The organism is Dehalobacter sp. TBBPA1 (genome assembly GCF_040931655.1).
Lineage (GTDB): Bacteria > Bacillota > Desulfitobacteriia > Desulfitobacteriales > Syntrophobotulaceae > Dehalobacter > Dehalobacter restrictus.
Window position 1 is genome coordinate 2,932,553 of the sequence record NZ_CP162385.1, and the last position, 19,058, is coordinate 2,951,610.

The following is a 19,058-nucleotide window of genomic DNA, read 5'->3' on the forward strand; positions in this document are numbered from 1 at the left end:
TCAAATTAATTAACTTCCAAAGATAAGTTTACATTCTTTCCGGGGCTGATACACCCAGTATCTTCAAGACATTCGCCAATACCTGTCTGGTTGAGCGAATCAGTCCCAGCCGGGCTGTCCGCAAATCGGGATCCTCAATCAGAACACGCTGACTATTGTAAAAAGTATGGAATAGCGCCGCCAAGTCAAGCACATACCTTGCAAGCCTGTGCGGTTCGGTTAGCTTTGCTGCCAGCACAATTTCCCCAGGCAGATCCGCCAATTTCTTCAATAGATCTCTTTCCTCCGCAGAAACAAGAAGCGCCAGCTGATATTCACCAGGAATCAGCTGCGATTCGAAACCCTGTTCTTCCGCCTGTCTTAAGATACTGCACAACCGAGCATGCGCATACTGCACATAGTAAACCGGGTTATCGGCGGACTGGGATTTTGCCAGGTCAAGGTCAAACTCAACCGTAGAATCCGGGTCACGCAGCAGGAAGAAGAACCTGGCTGCATCTTTGCCAACTTCATCAATCAGTTCCCTCAGCGTGATATACTGACCGGAACGCTTTGACATCTTGACGATATCACCGTCCTGAATCAGCCTTACGAGCTGCATGAGGATGACCTGAAGAGAATCAGGGCTGTATCCCAGAGCCTGCATTGCGCCTTTCATGCGGGCGACATGTCCATGGTGGTCTGCTCCCCAGATATTGATAACCTTTTTAAAACCCCGTTCGAACTTATTGCGGTGATACGCAATATCCGCTGCAAAATAAGTCGGAACCCCATTGCCGCGCACAATGACTTCGTCTTTTTCATCTCCCGGAAGGATTGCTTTCAGCCAGAGAGCACCTTCCTTTTCATAAATATATTCTTTGTCTTCCAGCCACTTCATCGTCTCACGAATATAGCCGGACTCATGCAAAGACTTTTCACTGAACCATACATCATAGAAAACGCCAAAATCCGCCAGCGTTTCTTTGATATCATTGATTTTTTCTTTAAGAGCATAACTGACAAGAATATCCCGGCGGGTCTGTTCTTCCATCCGGACATATTGATCTCCGTCTTTTTCAATGATATTTTTGACGGTATCAATCAAATCTTCACCATGATACCCGGCCTCCGGGAAAGGTACTTCAACCCCCATAAGCTGGAGATATCTGGCTTCCAGCGATAGCGCAAAATTATGAATCTGATTGCCTGCATCATTGATATAAAATTCCCTGCTGACCTCGTACCCGGCCATCGCCAGCAGTGAGGCCAAACTGTCCCCCAAAGCAGCTCCTCTGGCATTCCCCATATGCAAAAGGCCTGTCGGATTCGCACTGACAAACTCAACCTGAATTTTTTCACCCTGGCCGATGTTGACAAACCCGTATTTTTCACCCTGGGCAGATATTTCAGGAATTACGCCTGTCAGCCAGGCAGGATCCAGGCGGAAATTAATAAATCCGGGTCCGGCTATTTCACTTGAGGTAATCCAGGTATCTGCCGTATCCAGATTATCAATAATGATTGCTGCTATATCCCGCGGAGCTCTTTTTGCCTGTTTGGTTAACAGCATAGCAAGGTTGGTCGCCAAATCACCATGCTCACGTTCTCTTGGTTCTTCTAAAACGTAAGAAGGTATTTCCTGAAAAGCCAACGCTCCTTTTTCGCGTGCACAGAGGATCGCCTGTTCTAATTTTTTACTGACATTTTCCCTGATTTTCTCATAAACGCTCAAACCTGAAGCTCCTCCTTCATAGGACCGCTGGAAATGTACATAACTAAAATAAATTTTAATACATTTTCAGTAAAAATACCAGCGCCCAAATAATTAAGCAGAAAAAGAAGGTCTTTCTCTGCTTAATTATTTTACATTTACCAATTATATTGGAAATGCATTTTTTTTCAATACTTATTTTGTTAATTCTTATCTTAATCCTTACTGGATTAATTTTCCGGCAGGCGTATTGACAACCCTGCTAATTTTTTCTTCCGTCCCATTCAGCGCATTGATATAAACCATATACTCCTCCCCAAATGCCGTCCCTCTGAATTCATAACAAAAGGCTTCATTTGTCCCTAATTTTGAGATCACCGCCATTTTTGTTTCGATGATCTTAAATTCTTTCTTGAGTTTTGCCTTGGCCTGCTCCAGTGTAAGCACGCGATTCAGATTTCGTTGATGATGATACGCATAGTAGGGGTTAGCGTCAAAGCCAATGATCTGACCGTTATCTGTCGCTATGGTCAGCCTGATCTTGTCAGGATACAGCAGTGTCCCGTTCTCCCGCGGAACTGCATCAACCAAAACATAGGACCCGAGATCCTCGGAAGAAGTTACGACCAGATCCCATCCTATCCTGGCCAGGGAGGCATAGGCACTATCCAAGGTTTTTTTGACATCGAGCTGGCGATCGTTTAATTCACGCTGATCCCGGTAAAACGTGACGACACCGCCTTTTTTGCTGACCTCCAAATAGCTGTCCTTATACGTAAGATTAAATCCTCCGAGGAGGTTGTCGCTTAAACCGCTTAATTGTGGAGCCGCACCTGTCTGCCCCAAATCTTCAAGAAAACGCTTGCCAACCTCCACGGCTTTGCTTTCATTAATTTCTCCTTCCGGTAAACCAAGCGGCTTATCCACATAATGCTTGTCCAGTTCTCCCTGATATGTGAATGGAGGATATTTCTGAAGGCTGACATCGAGCTGCTTCAATCCGCCTCTGACAGAAGTTGGCGTTTGGGCAGCTGCCTGTTGATTTTGCTGATTGGTCTTTCCGCTGTTTTCATCACCCTGAGCAGCGGTCTGAATGGATTTTCCGAAACCGATTTTTTGCAGCAATCCTTTGGGTTTGTCCACCCAGGCGAGGTTCTCGGAATTAAACTGATTGTAAACTTGCTGAACTGAGCGGTTGATTTCTATCACTCTTTCATGCATTTTGTTTAATGTAGCCTGCTCCTCAGCACTCATCACGGCGGCAGCAGCCGTCTTGCGAGTCATGGCCTTGCTGAAATCGCCGACCTGGTTGATAAACGTGTCAACATAGCTAATCCCGACCTCGTCTGCCGGCAGCTGGCCAAGGCGGCTGACCGCACTTTCGCTTCCCTTCCAAGTTTCTCCGAGATAAAGCACCCTTTGGGCCGTGCTACCCGCAACCTTGGCTTTGGCTATACTTGTTTCCACTTCGTTTAACGACGTCACAAGATCCGTAAAAGCCCTCGAATACTGGTTTTCTGTTTCCGTCTTATACTCTTTAAGTTCCCTGAACTCATAATAACCCCAGCCCAGAGAGAAAATCAGCGCAATCCCTAACGTCAAGGACAGCCAGGAAAGCAGCTTTTTTTTTGATTCAGCGTTCATCGGTACCCCCCCTAACGTGTAAAAATATGTTTGCCAATTTTTTTGATCTGCGGTCTTGACCAGACAAATTTATTGGTGGTCTTGTCGGGATTAAAATAATAAACCGCTCCATTGGTCGGATCAGATCCGTTCATCGCTTCCCTGGCTGCCTTAATGGCGGTTTCATCAGGTTGAAGGTTGATCTGACCGTCATCTACTGCCGAAAAGGCCTTTGGCTCGTAAATGACACCGGCGATGGTTTTTGGGAAGGAGGAACTTTTAATTCTATTCATGATACAGGCCCCGATCGCGACCTGACCAATATACGGTTCACCGCGGCCTTCCGCATAAACACACCGAGCCAGCAGCTGAAAATCGGCGTTCTTAAAACCGACCTGTTTCCCGGAAGAGGTAGTACTTTCACCTGTCAGTCTTTTTAACTCCCGAATCGTTTTGTCTCCGGCTATGCCGTCAGCTTTTAATCCTCTGCTTTTTTGAAATCTTTTGACGGCAGCCACGGTTGACTTTCCATAAATACCGTCAACTTTTCCGACCTGATACCCGAGTTGGACCAGTTTGCTCTGCAAGGCTTTGACTTCAGAACCTCTGGAACCCTTGGACAGTGCCCGGTCTCCAAGAGCAGCCTGACTGGCAGCAGAAAGAACCAGACACAGAATAAGACTTACCGTTATAATACTGAATATTTTTTTTTGTTTTTTTTCATTGGAATTCTGATCCATGCTTTCACCTCACCCGAAGTTATTTCTATTGCACCGCATTTCTTTGCTGTTTTTCATGCCAGCTCCGATTCAGCTTTCTTCTTATTCTGGCTTGGTTAGCAGCGGTTTATCCGCTAAAAATCATCTGTTCTGCCAGTCCAAATTTTTACAGCCAGCTTATTAATAAATTTCTATGATTATTACAAAGAATATAAGGATATTACTTTCTCAAACTCTTATAAATATTTCTATATTTGGCTTGTTTAGAGAGAGGTAAATCTCTAAAAATGAAGAACATTCTGACACAGTGGGATATTATTTGACTTTTTTATCTCTGATTTCGCATTGTCAATCAATGATCCGAAAGGAGTGTATGGCCTTGACCATTCAGAAAGAAGTCATTGAAGATTTGAAGTCAATCTGGGGAGACCGGATAAACTTTAACGCCCTGGAAAGAAAAATTTATGCCCACGATATGGGGGTAATGCCCTCCATGATCAAACCCTTTGCCGGTAATCCTATTCCGGACGGTATTGTTCAACCATCATCCGAAGATGAACTTGTTCACCTCGTGACCTATGCGAACCGTCATCAAATCAGTTTAATTCCAAGGGGGAAAGCAACATCCGGTTATGGCGGCGTACTGCCGGTTGACGGTGGGCTAATCGTCGAATTTAACCGGATGAAAAAAATCCTCGATATCTCCGAACAGGAAAGCAGTGCAACTATACAGCCGGGCGTTGTCTGGAATGAACTCGAGTATCACCTGAACCAAAAGAACCTGACGCTGGCGTTATACCCGACAAGTGCTCCTTCTTCGACGGTCGGCGGATGGCTTGCGCAGGGCGGTGCTGGAATCGGCAGTTATGAATTCGGCTACTTCCGAGACAATGTACTGTCTGCCAGAGTTGTCTTGCCAGATGGCTCTGTCAAATTCATGCAGGGTTCGGGTCTGGATCTGGTTTCGGACGTTAATGGAATCACTGGTTTAATCAGCGAGATCAGCATCCGGGTTAAAATGCTGAAACCAATGCATGTCAAAGCCATCGCTTTTGGCAATCCGGACCATCTTGCAGGATTCATGAAAGATCTGTTTTCCCGCAAAGTGCCTTTATGGTCGGTATCGTTTATCAACCCAGATGCTGCGAGGTTAAAGAATAATCTGCCGCCGCATTATCATCACGGGGAGCCAGTCACGGATGAGCACAGACCGATTCTGCCCGAAAAATATATAGCGATTCTGTCTTGTACCAACGACCGTTGCGATCTTGTTCAGGCCGTTGTGATGGAAATCGCCCAAAAAAACAACGGAGAATTTCTCTCCGCCGAAATCGCCCGGCATGAATGGGATGCCCGTTTTGAACCCGTCAGGGCCAAGAGGATTGCCCCTTCCCTGATTCCAAGCGAGATTATTATCCCGCTGGAAAACCTCGATAAAGTCATTCAAGAGATTACGGCCGAAGTTAAGCACCCATTTATTCTGGAGGGCTTCGCGACAAATTCCCAGGAATTTGTTCTGCTGGGTTTCATCCTGCATGATGAAAGGCAGTTTAACTTCAATCTTGCTTATGCGCTTTCTCTGTCTATTCTGAACACCGCTCAGAAATACCAGGGCAGACCGTATGCGTCCGGCTTATATTTTATCGGGTTCGTCGAAAAGATCTTAGGCAAGGACAGGGTCAAAAAACTGACCGCATTCAAAAAGCAGGTTGACCCGAATAAAATGATGAATCCGGGCAAAGTCCTGGACAACAGTTTTTTGTCCAGGGGAATTGAACTTGCAGGTACGTTTGACCCGATCCTCAAAATATTCGGTAATTTGGCCAAAACCAAAGATCCCGGTGAAGTATTCAAGGAGAGAAAAGGCATTCCAGGTGACATTGTCTGGTATGCCTACGCCTGTTCGCAATGTGGCTACTGTGTTGATCAATGTGATCAATATTACGGCCGGGGTTGGGAGTCCCAATCCCCGCGCGGCAAATGGACGTTTTTAAAACTTCTTCTGGAAGGGGAAGTCGAATTTACCCAGCGTGTTGTTGACACTTTCTTGGCCTGCACGACGTGTGAATTATGCAACAGGACCTGTCAGCTGGATTTGCCGAATGAATCTTCCTGGCTAAAACTGCGGGGGCTGCTGGTAGACGGACTCGGGTACAGGACATTTCCTCCTTTTGAAATCATGGCCAATACGATGCGCCAGCAGGGCAATATTTGGGGCGGATACGCTAAGGACAGGGATAAATGGATCATTGACGAGGTTCGGGACAGTATCCAGGAAAAAGCCGAATACGCCTTTTTCCCTGGCTGTACCTCATCCTTCGTCGAACAGGATATTGCCCAGTCTACTGCTTTGCTGTTAAAGGAAGCAGGGATCAAATATGCTTATCTCGCCAACAAAGAACAGTGCTGCGGCATACCGATGCTCGTATCCGGACGCTGGGAAGTCTTCAATGAAACAGCAGCTAAAAATATTGCCGCGATGAAACAGACCGGGGCCAAGACCGTTATTACAACCTGTCCGGCCTGCTGGCTGGTCTGGGAAATCTATTACCGCCATTGGGCCAAAGACAACAATATTGAATATGATCTGCATGCCAAACATTATGCGGATGTTTTGGCCGAAAAGATTGAAGCGGGAGAGTTTAAGCTTGCCAAAGAACTTAACCTTCAGGCAACCTACCATGATCCTTGTCATATGGGACGGGCCGGAGCCAGGTTTGAAGGTCCACGTACGCTGATCAACGCAATCCCCGGCTCAAACTTCAGGGAAATGCGTTTTCACCATTATGATGCGCACTGCTGCGGCGCCGTGATCTCCCTAGTGGCTGATCCGAAGGTCGCCTCTGAGATTGGTGCTTCCCGGATTGAGGAAGCGATAGGGTGCGGTGCAGATACGATTATTACCGCCTGTCCCTGCTGCAGGGTCCAGTTAAAAATCTCGGCCGAGGATAACCATCTGCCAATTAAGATCCGCGATTTATCTACGCTGGCAGCCGAAAGCCTTGGCTATGACATTCCGTGCTCAGATCCGGTCATCGATGAGAAGTGGGCTGTCTTTGACGGGATGATCCGGATGATGACCCCCTGGGGAATGGCCGATATGATGGCCGGTCTAATTCCGGAGATGATTGAAGCCATGCCGGACACATACAGGAACATGATGAAAATGGTGATGAACGCGCCGGAAGTGTTCAAAGAGCCAATGATCTCCATGATGAAAAGCGTGATGCCTTCCTTATTCCCCGGATTGCTCCCGGCCATCATGGATAAAGTCATGCCGCGAATGCTTGAGAAAGTAAGCGAAGCCATCCCGATGCCGGAGTACCTCGAAGAACAGATGCCAAACCTGATGCCCAAAACGATGGAGGTACTCATGCCTAAAATGCTAGACGAGATCATCCCGTACTTCATGCCGAAAATGGCGGATTATTTGAGAGGGAAATAAAGCCTATATTCCGCTCGCACGTTTTCGTGTCTACTCGCTCAAATCCTTGCTAACATGCTAGAACCACTGGGTTTTTCAGCACGTGAACCATTAGCATGTCTTGACGCTGCGGTTTGGGGCATTCAGTAGAATAAACAGCCGAAAAGCGGATGGCACCATGTCGTCAACCTTAGCTTAGCTCAAAAAAATGCTGATAACAGTCAAAAACTACTATCAGCATCATATCGGTTTAGAGTTACTCTTGTTTAGGGGTTCACCCGAACCTTTTACATAGAGCCTCAAATCTCTTACTTTTGAGCAATTTAGTGGTTTATTTATTATTCTCAGCAAAAACGTCCTTGAACACCTGGACGGCTTTCGCGCTGTCCACCGGGAATCCCATTTCTCCGAGTGTTTCACCAATGATTTCGAGCGCTTTGCAGAAAATATCATTCGTGGCGTTCCCCATATGTCCCAATCTGAAGCCTTTTCCGGCCAGAGAAGCGAGTAATCCGGCTACGATCAGCCCTTTCTTCGCGAGTACGGCTCTGAATTCGGCATCGTTGACTCCTTCTGGATAAAGAATGCAGCTTAAAGTCGGAGCAGCGACTTCTTCCGCAGCAAAAATATTCATGCCCATGGATCTGACCGCCGCACGGATTGCTTTGCCAATCGCTGCATGCCGACGATAACGCGCTGCCGTTCCTTCTGCCGCAATGATTTTCATAGCTTCTGCATAGCCATAGATCATATTGATCGGGTGGGTCGCAAAATATTTCTGGGGCTCTTTCATGACCGGGCTCCAGTTGTTGATATCCATATAGTAACTGTTGACACCATCCATTTTCGCTCTGGATTCTAGGGCTTTCGGTCCAAAGGCCACAATCGCAAGTCCAGGAGGAACCCCGATCGCTTTCTGAGATGCGGTCAAAACAACGTCAATCTTATAATCGTCAGTACCATAGGCTTTGCCCATATCTTCTTCAAGTCCGCCGGAAGCACATACACCGTCTAAAATAAAGAGCGCGCCATACTTTTTGACTGTCGGAACAACTTTGTCCAGATTAGCAGCTACTCCCGTTGATGTATCCGCGTGGGTTACCGTAACAGCTTTATATCCGCCTTGCTGCAGCTTTTCTTCGATCTGACTCGGTTCAATTTGTTTGCCCCACTCAGCAGCCAGTACTTCAGCTTCAATCCCTAAAGCTTTCGCAACTCCGATAAAGCGGTCTCCAAAATAGCCATGGCTTACGATGAGCAGCTTCTCACCGCGGGCAACCGTATTGGCCAGTGCCATTTCCATGGCTAGTGTTCCGGATCCGGCGATAACAAAAACTTCGCCATTCGTATTAAACATTTTTCTGGTCTGAGCGAGAGCTTCGCTGAAAATACCTGCAAAACGCATATCCGTATGGGACATTGTTTCCCGGGAAAGCGCCTCATAAATTTCGTCGACTACAGGTGTCGGGCCGGGAATTAAGAGCATTTCTTTATTGGGCATTGGGAATTTCCTCCTTGAAAATAGAACATTAAAAAAATTGTACTCCAATTAGGGATTATATCATTAATTTAGTCTCTACGGCTAATTCTGTCAGAATATTTTCCATTAATGCCGCAATAATTATTATTTTAGGACTAGTAAATCTGTAATGTCTCATTTGGGTAAATATTTAAAAATAATTTTTGCTAAAAATCTGCGGACTTAACGGTTCTCGGGAACGGGATGACATCACGGATATTGGAAATCCCGCTTAAATACATGATCAGGCGCTCAAAGCCGAGGCCGAAGCCTGCATGTTTTACCCCGCCATATTTTCTGAGTTCAAGGTACCAACCATAATGCTCCGCACTCATTCCAAGCTGAGCAATTCGTTTTGTCAGTAAATCTGTTCTTTCTTCTCTCTGACTGCCGCCAATGATTTCACCGACACCCGGAACAAGCAGGTCCATCGCAGCCACCGTCTGCTGATCATCGTTTTGCCTCATGTAAAAAGCCTTAATCTCCTTGGGGTAATCTGTAATGAAAAGTGGTTTTCCAAATACCTTTTCGGTTAAAAAACGTTCGTGCTCAGTTTGGAGGTCTAATCCCCATTCCACAGGATAAGCAAAATCCGTATTGGCTTTCTTTAAAATCTCGATGGCGTCGCTGTAGGACAGACGGCCAAATTCCGAATCTAAAACATTGTTCAGCCGGGCCAGCAGTTCTTTATCGATAAACTTACTAAAAAACGCCATTTCGTCCGGGCAATGTTCCAGCGCATAAGCAATCAGATACTTCATCATTTCCTCGGCGAGATTTTGGATATCGTTTAACTCTGCAAAGGCAATTTCCGGCTCAATCATCCAAAATTCGGCTGCATGCCTGGCCGTATTGGAGTTTTCTGCCCTGAAAGTCGGTCCAAATGTGTAGACATCTTTAAACGCAAGGCAAAAACTTTCAGCATTCAGCTGTCCGCTTACCGTAAGATTTGTCTCCTTACCAAAAAAATCCTGACGGTAATCCACTACTCCCCGGTCATCACGCGGCAGATGATCAAGCTTGAGTGTGGATATCCGAAACATTTCTCCCGCTCCCTCGGCATCACTTCCCGTGATGATTGGCGTATGCACATAGACAAAGCCTTTATCCTGAAAAAACTGATGCACGGCCATTGAAATGACAGACCTGAGTCTGAATACAGCCGAGAATGTATTGGTCCGGGGACGGAGGTGCGCAATCGTTCTAAGAAATTCCAGACTATGCTTTTTCTTCTGCAGCGGATAATCAGCCGGACAGGCATTTTCGATTTGGATCTTCTCGGCTTTTAGCTCAAAAGCCTGGTTTGTCCCCGGAGAGGAAACCAGTACCCCTTCCGCAGTTATGGCAGAACCGGCTCCGAGTCGGCTGACTTCTGAAAAATTTAGCAGATCCTGACCATAGACGATTTGTAGGTTTCTGAAGCAACTGCCGTCATTGAATTCGATAAAACCAAATTCTTTGGATGCTCTGACCGTCCTTACCCAGCCTGAGATTTGCAGACGCTCCCCAATCTTAGCCTCTGTTGCCTCATAAATTTGCTTTACAGCTATACTGTTCATCATTAACTCCTGTTTATAATTGATACACCCTTCAGTTATTCTGATTTTACGTTTGGCTGTATTTGCTGTTTGTTCTTGCTCTCCCGATATTCCTGGACAGCTTCGCTCCACTGATTTCTGGCCATATTGACATATTTCATGTACCGGCTTTTGTCAGGATGTTCACTGACTGTAGAAAAATATTTGACAGCTTCATTGTATTTTCCTAGTCTACGGTTTAATTCACCGATCAAATATAAAATCTGGATTTCCGGAGTCAATTCCGGATTGAAATCCGTATAAAGAAAAGATTGTTCATATTCGGTACAGGCCAGGTTCATAAATCTCATCTCTTCTTCAGCAATTCCGGCTCCGCGGTAAATCCACGCCAGGCGGTGACAGATCCTTGCCAGCACAACATGTTTTTCTTTAATCAGCTGGGCAAAGTAGATCGCTAGCTTAAACGTTCTGACTGCCATCTGATAATCCCGCTCTCCGCAGAAGTCTTTACTGTGGTCCATCTTGCCGGAGATCTCCTCGAGGGTTTTTTTGCGAACATTTTGTGCCATGATTTTGGAAAAATCCTCTGTGAAAGAAAAACCGCAATGAGGGCAGACCATGACATAGTAGAATAACGGACTATTGTCATCTTGCTCAAATATCTGACCAAAATCGCTGTCGACCTTGCGCGGCTTAATGAACCTTGACCGGATTTTCTTGGTCACGAATTCCTGACCGCATAAAAGGCATTCGACCTTTTTGTCGTAGAGAGGCTCGAGCTTTTCAGTTATATCCTTTTTATCCATCATAATCCTTATATTTCCTTCTCATCTTTAAAATTATCCTATCCATATTTTATTCTTTTTTTAGAAATAATCTATAGGTTATTTTTCGCGTCTTTTGGAGGTTTGGGCCCAAAAAACTGATAATAATGGCACTCAATTCTTCCATTATATAATTTCCGGCTTTTATCCCACCTTTTTTTAATGAACCTTTCTGGTTTTGGCAGCGAAGTGAGCATATGCAGGGACCAATCTTCGAGTCTCTCCAGAACCTCGCCAAGTTCCTGATAAGCAGTTTCAGCTTCTTCTGCTGTTCCAAGCCTTTGCCCATATGGAGGATTCGTAATGATACAGCCATATTTAAATCTGGAGCGGACTTCTTTGACCGGCAGCCTCTGAAAAAATATTTTTCCTTCCAGACCTGCTTCTCTGGTGTGTTCCCTGGCTAAGCGTAAAGCAGCTGGATCAATATCCGAACCATAGATTGCAAGTTCCTCATTTCTTTGCCAGAGATCTTCTGCTTCTTCTCTTGCTTTTCGCCAATGTTTTTCCGCAATGTTCGTCCATCGTTCAGCTGAAAATGCCCTGGCCAGACCAGGTGCCCGATTCTGTCCGATAAAAGCCGCTTCAATCGGAATCGTTCCTGTCCCGCAAAAAGGATCCAGAAAAACACGGTCGGGTTTCCAGTAGCTAAGATAGGCCATTGCGGCAGCAAGTGTTTCTTTTAATGGAGCCTCCCCGGCCATTTGCCTATAGCCGCGTTTGTTTAATCCCTTACCGGAAGTATCGATGGTCAGCGTAACAGTATCTTTCAGAATAGAGACCTGCACGGCATAGAGGGCTCCTGTCTCTTCAAACCAGCTGACGCCATAGGTATCCTTCAGTCTCTCCACAATCGCTTTCTTAACGATCGCTTGGCAGTCTGGAACACTATGCAGCTGAGATTTAACCGATTTTCCGGTCACCGGAAAACAGGCGTCCACCGGCAACCATTCTTCCCAGGGCAATGCTTTCGTTTGCTGGAATAATTCCTCAAAGCTCCGGGCTTCAAACTCACCCATCTTCAAACTGATACGGTCCGCACACCTCAGCCACAGATTGGCCCGGCAAATCCCTTCTTCATTTGTTGTCCATGATATCTTACCGTTCTGAACCTCTGTATTTTCATACCCCAGATTTTTAAGTTCCCGCGCAACGACAGCTTCAAGCCCAAATGCCGTTACTGCGACCAGTTCAACCCTTGCCATGCAAACACTCCAGTAAAGCTAAATTTTACGCATAATCTACAGATCAAAAAAATACAATATTTACTAACTTTTTTACGATAAATGACATTTCTTTCTGTAACCAAAATAAATGGACAGGCTTTAAAACCATTGGAAATAAACGATTTTCTTCTAAAAAACAGTCAAATTATTTTTTTTCGGCCTTTGACAGGCATCAACATTTTTCTTCCTTATTGTAGTGTATACTGATAAAGGTTGCAAAATAAGAAAATTTTAGAAGGAGGAACGACAGTTGAGGCCTGTTGTAATGGTCATCGACGACGACACAAGTATAGCCAATCTTCTGTCAACAATGCTAATTGGCAACGGCTATACTCCAATTATCGCGTCAAATGGATATTCAGCTCTTACTATGCTGAAGAGCTGCCCTCACCCAAATTTGATTCTCACAGACTATTCCATGCCTATACTCAATGGCTGCGAATTTATTGAGAAGATTTCAGCTCAAAAAAATCTGAAAGATATCCCGGTAATTATGATTTCCGGTTCAGATATTGAAGAAAGGAAGCTGCCGAAAACCACAAATTTCAAGGGGATTATCCAGAAACCGTTTAAAATTAATACGGTTCTTGACGTTATCAAGCATCACGCAATCAATCATTGCGATTCTTCACTCTATCCTGCTTAAATTCCAAACAGAGTTTGCACATGATTGATATATCGGAAAAGGTATCAAGTCAATAATAACCATAATACGCAAAAAAGGCAAAATTAATGCCTTTTTTTCTATAATCTTTTAGTATACTGTGATTTCAGCAAGGCCTAAATTTAGAAGCCTGCTTTCCTTGACAACGTCTTTGTATCTCCCGCCAGTATCAATGTTTTGATTTGATTAATGATTTGCTGATAGATCGGTTCTCCACTTATGTATCTTGTCAATGATTCTTTATTGTCCGTTTTTTTCATAAAATTCAATAACCGCTTCAAAAGGCACTAATAAAAAGATATGTAAGACTATGCCGGAAAGGAGTAGCTATGCAGATAAAAACATTATTAAAGACTGCATGCGCCGTGGTTGTTGCCTTGCTAATCCAATATCTATATCTGGAAGGGCCGGCAATTGCATCCTTCCAAAACGACCGGACGTATGAATATCAGGTGGATAATTATGCAGTCAAAGCACAATTTCCAGCTACAACTGAAGTGCATTTGACTCCCGACAAAGGAGAGGAAATGCGTCTGAACATCTATTTTACGGACAGTAAACTCAGCTTCAGGGGATATCTCCAGATCTGGCGGGCAGCCGACCTTGAGCATTTCCTTCAAGACAGCAAAGCCAGAAGTACTTATAACTTTATAAGTTATGTTCTAAAACGTACGTCCTTAAATCATTGGAACGGATTTGAAGAAAGCTGGTCAGCTGATTTTGGCGAAAATGTTATCAGCTCGCAGGAATACTGGCTGGAATTGAACGACAACAACGAAGTTGTCAGAATCTCCTTTTTTACCGATCAGGCTTTTTTCCCGGACAGCACGAGCAGCATCATTCGTTTGACCCTGGATTCCATATCTGTCGAAAATCACTGATTTTGTTTACAACGTCCTCCACCCCGGCCGTTTCTCCGATCTTTTAGGGAATGATTGGATTCAGTGATATAATACTGTTATTATACATGATCAATGTCTTTCCTAATCTTACCACAGGGAGGAATTGCCTTTGCTACAGGTTAACGGTGAAATAGAAGGTATAAAAAACAGTATTCTTGAGAAATTAAACGGGTTCTATACTTACCAAATTCCTAGGGACCAGTTGTGGACACAGGAACTCATTGAACAACTTGCCGAAATCTCTTCGCAGGTGAACAAGGAAATTGCCGTGTATGCCGACCGCAAAGGCCGCATTACCGATGTCAGCATAGGAAATCACAGTACCGTGAAGCTGGCTGAAGTGGAGCAGAAACGTAGCCTGCAGCGCCTTTCAGGCACCCGCTGTATTCACACCCATCCGAAGAGCAGCGGTTTATTGTCTTCCATGGACATCAGTTCTCTAAAGCAGTTGAATCTCGATGCAATGATCGCCATCGGGATCCGGAATAACCGGGCTGAAGACCTTTATGTTGGCATTCTGTCAGCCACGAACATTGAGGAGGTCAATATTTTCGGACCCCTTGCGGCTGATATAGATGACTTTGCGTTTCTCTTTCAAAATATCGAAGATGCCGACAATATACTCAGGAAATTGCCTGCAGAAAAAGCCAAAACAAGTGAACGTGCCATACTGGTTGGACTGCAGACACGGTACAGCAGAGACTTGTACGGAATCAGCGAAGCGGAAGTCTCGTTTGCCGAGCTTGAAGAGCTGGCCAAAACAGCTGGGGCTTTGATTGTTGGCCATTTAATGCAAAAAAAAGAAACCCGCGATTCCTCAACGATCATCGGCCCGGGCAAGCTCGAAGAACTTCAGCAAATGATTCAGACACGCCAGGCTGATCTGGTTATCTTCGACGAAGAATTAACCGGCACCCAGCAGCGCATCCTCGAAGAAAAGCTGGGGTTGAAAGTTCTGTCCCGTACAGGCCTGATTCTGGATATATTCGCCCAGCATGCCCGTTCCAGGGAAGGAATCCTGCAAGTAGAGCTCGCCCAGCTCGAATATAGACTCCCCCGCCTGACAGGAACCGGTGTGGCGCTTTCCCGTCTTGGAGGCGGTATCGGAACAAGGGGACCGGGTGAAACAAAACTGGAAACCGACCGTCGTCATATCCGCTCCCAGATCGTTCATCTGAGAGAACGCCTTGACGATATCCGTAGACAACGTGGCGTTCTCCGCGGAAACCGCCAAAAAAACAATATCCCGGTTCTGTCCATTGTCGGTTATACCAATGCCGGGAAATCTACCCTTTTAAATGCGTTGTGCGGCTCAGATGTCTTGGCCGAGGACAAACTGTTTGCTACGCTTGATCCGACAACCCGCAAGCTTCCCTTAAATAACGGCAGTACGGTCCTGCTTTCCGATACGGTAGGCTTTATTCGAAGACTTCCGCCTAATTTGCTCGATGCCTTTAAATCAACCCTGGAGGAAGTCGTATTATCCGACCAGATTTTGATTGTGGCTGATGCTGCTGATCCTCAGGTCGAAGACCACATCCGGATTGTCGATGAAATCCTGGCAGAACTTGGTGCAGGCAGTAAACCGACCCTGATTGTCCTCAATAAAGTTGACCGTTTGCATCCGGACAACCGGATCAGCTTGTGGCGCGAAACTCGGCCTGTTGTAGAAATTTCTGCTTTGCAGAGGAGCGGGTTAGAAGAACTGAAACAGGCCATCGAGAAAGAACTGTTCAGTGACCACATTCGGGTTAGTCTAGAAATTCCTGTTTCCGATGGAGCCGCCTTGGCCTGGCTATATGCGAATACGAAAGTTCTTGAAGTCGTCTATGACGAACAAGTTACCCACGTCGAAGCGGAACTCGCCGCTTCCTTACTGAGCACTGTGGAGAGGTATAGAGTCTCTGCTCCATGATAGCACTGTTATGCCTCTGAACCAGTACCACTAACTTTCGCTTTTCGTTCTATTACAGTTGACTTACGCCTACTTCAATTAACAAACCAATGGTAAGCAGAATCCCAAAAAGTGTATTGGTCTGAGCCACACTTTTCATTCCCGGCATCATTTCAGCCGGGAATTTTTTATTACGGAATCCGTTCAAGGCCTGAAGAGCATTCGGAATACTCAGCAGGACCAATAGTGCCCAGACAGGCAGAACATCTGCCAGGGTAAGTACAACTACCCAAAGATTGGCCACCAGGAACATTCCCGCCATGAATTGTACAGCCCTGCGGTGTCCCAACAAAATGGCGAGCGTATGACGCCCGTTCATCTGATCCCCTTCCCGGTCACGTATGTTGTTGGACATCATGATTGCTCCGATTAGAATCAGATTCGGAACAGAAATTAAAAAGACGTCCCAGTTAATGCTGCCGGTCTGAACAAAATAGGCAATCAAAATAATTCCTGATCCCATAAAGAGCCCGGCCAGCAATTCTCCAAAAGGCGTATAGGCAATCGGGTAAGGCCCACCTGTGTACAAATAACCGACAGCCATACAGCCCAGGCCAATCAGGGCCAGCCACCAACTGCTGCTACTGCAGATGTAAATACCCAGCAGTGACGCAATCAGCAAACAAACCAAAGCCAGACTCAGAACTGTCCCTGCTTTTATTCCGTCCCTGGTTATCGCACCGGCAATGCCAACGGATTCCGCTGTATCCAGTCCCCGGATAAAATCGTAATACTCATTAAACATATTCGTGGCTGCCTGGATTAAGATTGAAGCAATCAGCATTGCCGCTACCAGTCCCCAGTTTAAGCCGTTTCTGATCTGCCAAGCCAGCACCGAGCCAATCAGAACCGGTATGAATGAGGCCGTAAGGGTGTGTGGACGAAATAGCCGCCATAAAACCTTCCTGCGATTTGATTGCATCTTGGCCCCCGAAGGGGATGATTTCGTCTCCATTATGATTGCTCCTTTGATTTAGTCTATGATTTATTCATTTCTTCATCATTCATTCGAAGTTCGTGTTTTATCTCGCGCTGGTCAGAAGCTTAAAGCCGAGTGCTCCAAAAATGGTCGCCGAGACAATATTTATAACCTTGGAAAACCCGGGCTTCTTTAAAATCCAATTTCCTAGAGAACCGGCCGAGTAACCGATAAATCCAAAAATCAGCGCAACAAGCCCCATAAAGATAAGCCCTAAGAAAATCATCTGCAAAGGAACGCTGCCAAATTCAGAATTGACAAACTGCGGCAGGAATGCCAGGAAAAAAAGGGCAACTTTCGGATTGAAAACATTCATATAGAAACCTCGCAGCAGCAGGCCGCGGTGATCGGACCCTTGTTGGTCAACATCGGCAGTCAGCGGGTCATTCCGATGTTTGATCGCTTTATATGCCAAATAAAAAAGATAAAGCGCCCCGCAGGTTTTAAACAGAACAAAGGCGACTTCTGACGTCTTAAATATGACAGATAGCCCCAGCGCCGCGGCCAACGTATGAACCGAATTACCCAGCGTCAGCCCGATTGAGGTAAAAATGCCTGCCTTCTTTCCCTTGGCTATACCCTGGGTTATCAAAAATACAATGTCCGGACCGGGTGCCAAGATCAGTACAATGGACGAGGTAATAAACAGCAGGACCGCAGATAATGAAAACACGTTCAGTTCTTCCTCTCTTGATCTAAAGCTCCGGATCGATTGCCTTTGGATAGCAGCCTGTAAACTTCGGCATAGATTTCGCTTAAGGGAAGGTCATGCTCCATGGCAAGTCTTTTACAGTCTTCATATTCAGGTTTCGATTTGATTCTTTCCGCATCCAAATAAGAACATTTTACATTGACCGGACCGTACCGGGTCTGCACCAGCATATTCTCCCGGCGGAGCATCGTTTTTTCAACTGGATAGCTGCGTAAGCCAATCGCCGATGTTTCCCGCAAAATAACTTCCCTGACAGCTGAAATCGCTTCCTTATTGACTAAAGCGCTTAATTTTGACCCCGGTCGCCCCTTCTTCATGATCACCGGGGTTTTAAAGACGTCCAGGGCTCCGGCAGCAACCATCTTTTCTTCAATATATTCATAGAATTCCGGATTCATATCATCAATATTCGTTTCCAGCATCCACTGTCTTTCCTGCTGTCTGAATCCGGGAGCAGTCTTTTCCGCTCTCTCCCCAAGATATACCCGTAGAATATTGGGTATTTCCAAATCCCGCCGGCCAATCCCATAACCGGTCCGGTGAATGATTATATCCGCATTGTCTGTATATTCTTGAACATTCGCAGCCAGAATAGCCGCTCCTGTAGGCGTCGTTGTCTCATAAGGCACGATTCCGGTCTTTACCGGGACACCCTGGAGCAGCTCTGTTACGGCTGGTGCAGGAACCGGAAGCAGGCCGTGTTCACAGCGCACAAATCCACCACCAAGTTCCACACTGGAAGCAACGATCCTGTCAGCTTGCAAATATTCCAGACAAACAGCCGACCCGACAATATCGAGAATCGCATCCACAGCCCCGACCTCATGAAAATGGACCTGATCGGCCTTTATTCCATGAACCCTTGCTTCCGCATCCGCCAGAATGGCAAATGTCCGGATGCTTCTGTCTTTCACAGCTGCTGATAAATCACTTTCCCTGATCATTTTAGTGATATCAGCTAACGTTCTCGCCTGCTGGGTGGAATGGCGGTTCACGGGATCTTCAACCGTTATCTCTACGCGTGTGCCTTCAATTCCATGCTTGCTTTCAGAACGGATGTATATTGTATATTGCTCATTGATTTGAAGTTTAGCCAGCTCAGTGAGTAGATGATCCTTTGGGACGCCAAGATCGAGCATCGCTCCGAGATTCATATCTCCACTTATGCCGCTGAAACAGTCATAATAGATAACTTTCATCAGCCACCTCTTTTTACAGTTGCCACTACATTTATTCCCAAAAAATCCCGCGCCAGCAATAACCGTTGCTCTGTCCATAACC

General features: G+C 45.8%; 14 protein-coding genes. 4 read left to right on the plus strand and 10 right to left on the minus strand.

The window, feature by feature from the left end; genetic code table 11:
* Positions 1–28: 28 nt before the first annotated feature.
* From argS to sleB, 3 genes are all read right to left on the minus strand, one after another.
* On the minus strand, positions 29–1,714 hold the full coding sequence (argS, locus tag AB3489_RS14335; protein WP_368293404.1) for an arginine--tRNA ligase: 1,686 nt from the start codon (positions 1,712–1,714) through the stop codon (positions 29–31).
* Positions 1,715–1,915: 201 nt separating this feature from the next.
* A complete protein-coding gene (locus tag AB3489_RS14340; protein WP_368293405.1) occupies positions 1,916–3,337 on the minus strand; it encodes a PepSY1/2 domain-containing protein in 1,422 nt (473 codons plus the stop codon).
* Between the two features lie 11 nt (positions 3,338–3,348).
* Entirely contained in the window at positions 3,349–4,056 is a 708-nt protein-coding gene (gene sleB / locus AB3489_RS14345) for a spore cortex-lytic enzyme (protein ID WP_368293406.1), read from the minus strand.
* 352 nt (positions 4,057–4,408) lie between these two features.
* On the opposite strand from sleB, the gene AB3489_RS14350 reads away from it, so the two are divergent.
* Complete coding sequence (locus AB3489_RS14350) at positions 4,409–7,480, plus strand: FAD-binding and (Fe-S)-binding domain-containing protein (protein WP_368293407.1); 3,072 nt, start codon at positions 4,409–4,411, stop codon at positions 7,478–7,480.
* A gap of 310 nt (positions 7,481–7,790) precedes the next feature.
* Here the strand turns inward: AB3489_RS14350 and AB3489_RS14355 are convergent, their stop codons facing one another.
* The 4 genes from AB3489_RS14355 to AB3489_RS14370 all read right to left on the minus strand — a co-directional run bounded on the left by AB3489_RS14355 (position 7,791) and on the right by AB3489_RS14370 (position 12,545).
* On the minus strand, positions 7,791–8,960 hold the full coding sequence (locus AB3489_RS14355; RefSeq protein WP_368293408.1) for an alanine--glyoxylate aminotransferase family protein: 1,170 nt from the start codon (positions 8,958–8,960) through the stop codon (positions 7,791–7,793).
* A gap of 185 nt (positions 8,961–9,145) precedes the next feature.
* Positions 9,146–10,537 (minus strand): asparagine--tRNA ligase, encoded by a 1,392-nt coding sequence (gene asnS / locus AB3489_RS14360; RefSeq protein ID WP_019225017.1) that lies wholly within the window; start codon positions 10,535–10,537, stop codon positions 9,146–9,148.
* Between the two features lie 35 nt (positions 10,538–10,572).
* Positions 10,573–11,322, minus strand: coding sequence for a DUF2225 domain-containing protein (locus tag AB3489_RS14365; RefSeq protein ID WP_368293409.1), 750 nt, complete (start codon positions 11,320–11,322; stop codon positions 10,573–10,575).
* Between the two features lie 71 nt (positions 11,323–11,393).
* On the minus strand, positions 11,394–12,545 hold the full coding sequence (locus AB3489_RS14370; RefSeq protein WP_368293410.1) for a class I SAM-dependent RNA methyltransferase: 1,152 nt from the start codon (positions 12,543–12,545) through the stop codon (positions 11,394–11,396).
* Between the two features lie 271 nt (positions 12,546–12,816).
* Here AB3489_RS14370 and AB3489_RS14375 point away from each other — a divergent pair, with 271 nt between their 5' ends.
* The 3 genes from AB3489_RS14375 (at position 12,817) to hflX (ending at position 16,047) form a co-directional block, all read left to right on the plus strand.
* The gene (locus AB3489_RS14375; protein WP_242824926.1) at positions 12,817–13,212 is read left to right on the plus strand and encodes a response regulator; all 396 of its coding nucleotides are present in this window, start codon (positions 12,817–12,819) and stop codon (positions 13,210–13,212) included.
* A gap of 347 nt (positions 13,213–13,559) precedes the next feature.
* Complete coding sequence (locus AB3489_RS14380) at positions 13,560–14,111, plus strand: hypothetical protein (RefSeq protein WP_368293411.1); 552 nt, start codon at positions 13,560–13,562, stop codon at positions 14,109–14,111.
* A 130-nt stretch (positions 14,112–14,241) separates the two neighbouring features.
* On the plus strand, positions 14,242–16,047 hold the full coding sequence (hflX, locus tag AB3489_RS14385) for a GTPase HflX (RefSeq protein ID WP_368293412.1): 1,806 nt from the start codon (positions 14,242–14,244) through the stop codon (positions 16,045–16,047).
* 52 nt (positions 16,048–16,099) lie between these two features.
* Here hflX and AB3489_RS14390 read toward each other — a convergent pair whose 3' ends face one another.
* From AB3489_RS14390 to larC, 3 genes are all read right to left on the minus strand, one after another.
* On the minus strand, positions 16,100–17,041 hold the full coding sequence (locus AB3489_RS14390; protein ID WP_119775508.1) for a 1,4-dihydroxy-2-naphthoate polyprenyltransferase: 942 nt from the start codon (positions 17,039–17,041) through the stop codon (positions 16,100–16,102).
* Between the two features lie 67 nt (positions 17,042–17,108).
* On the minus strand, positions 17,109–17,738 hold the full coding sequence (locus AB3489_RS14395) for a LysE family translocator (RefSeq protein WP_119775506.1): 630 nt from the start codon (positions 17,736–17,738) through the stop codon (positions 17,109–17,111).
* 2 nt (positions 17,739–17,740) lie between these two features.
* On the minus strand, positions 17,741–18,976 hold the full coding sequence (larC, locus tag AB3489_RS14400; RefSeq protein WP_368293413.1) for a nickel pincer cofactor biosynthesis protein LarC: 1,236 nt from the start codon (positions 18,974–18,976) through the stop codon (positions 17,741–17,743).
* Between the last annotated feature and the right edge of the window lie 82 nt (positions 18,977–19,058).

Coding starts and splice junctions, on each gene's coding strand:
- AB3489_RS14340 (WP_368293405.1), bottom strand. CDS start 3,337: ATGAACGCTGAATCAAAAAAAAAGCTGCTTTCCTGGCTGTCCTTGACG.
- sleB (WP_368293406.1), bottom strand. CDS start 4,056: ATGGATCAGAATTCCAATGAAAAAAAACAAAAAAAAATATTCAGTATT.
- AB3489_RS14350 (WP_368293407.1), top strand. CDS start 4,409: ATGGCCTTGACCATTCAGAAAGAAGTCATTGAAGATTTGAAGTCAATC.
- AB3489_RS14355 (WP_368293408.1), bottom strand. CDS start 8,960: ATGCCCAATAAAGAAATGCTCTTAATTCCCGGCCCGACACCTGTAGTC.
- asnS (WP_019225017.1), bottom strand. CDS start 10,537: ATGAACAGTATAGCTGTAAAGCAAATTTATGAGGCAACAGAGGCTAAG.
- AB3489_RS14365 (WP_368293409.1), bottom strand. CDS start 11,322: ATGGATAAAAAGGATATAACTGAAAAGCTCGAGCCTCTCTACGACAAA.
- AB3489_RS14370 (WP_368293410.1), bottom strand. CDS start 12,545: ATGGCAAGGGTTGAACTGGTCGCAGTAACGGCATTTGGGCTTGAAGCT.
- AB3489_RS14380 (WP_368293411.1), top strand. CDS start 13,560: ATGCAGATAAAAACATTATTAAAGACTGCATGCGCCGTGGTTGTTGCC.
- AB3489_RS14390 (WP_119775508.1), bottom strand. CDS start 17,041: ATGGAGACGAAATCATCCCCTTCGGGGGCCAAGATGCAATCAAATCGC.
- larC (WP_368293413.1), bottom strand. CDS start 18,976: ATGAAAGTTATCTATTATGACTGTTTCAGCGGCATAAGTGGAGATATG.